Origin of the sequence: Marinifilum caeruleilacunae (genome assembly GCF_013141825.1) — a bacterium.
Lineage (GTDB): Bacteria > Bacteroidota > Bacteroidia > Bacteroidales > Marinifilaceae > Marinifilum > Marinifilum caeruleilacunae.
This window is the reverse complement of record NZ_RZNH01000172.1, coordinates 1-421: the sequence shown is the minus strand read 5'-3', so window position 1 is coordinate 421 and position 421 is coordinate 1. Positions and strand designations below refer to the sequence as shown.

General features: G+C 43.9%; 1 protein-coding gene. It reads right to left on the bottom strand.

All coding sequences use genetic code 11. The annotated features are described in order from the left end of the window. On the bottom strand, positions 1-421 hold a 421-nt coding region (locus tag ELS83_RS23015; RefSeq protein WP_216616786.1), incomplete at both ends, for a hypothetical protein.

Below are 421 nucleotides of genomic sequence, written 5' to 3'. Positions count from 1 at the left end.
ATGTTAACACGGTAATGGTCTGAGTTGTTACTCCGTTTGACCACAAGTAGGTTGAACCTGCATTACCTGCATCTAAAATAATCGTGCCGCCTGCACAAGTTTCCTGGTCTGGGCCAAGATTCACAACCGGATTTGGATGAACTGTAACATTTACATCATCAGAAGCAGAACAACCATTTGCATCAGTCACCACAACTGAGTAGTTGCCAGATGTTGAAACTGTGATGGCTTGAGTCGTTGCGCCATTTGACCACAAGTATGTAGCTCCTGCATTGCCTGCATCTAAAATAATCGTGCCACCTGCACAAGTTTCCTGGTCTGCGCCTAAATCAACCGTTGGGTTAGGATGTACTGTAATATTTACATCATCTCTTGCAGAACAACCATTCACATCAGTTACCACAACTGAATAGTTGCCTGA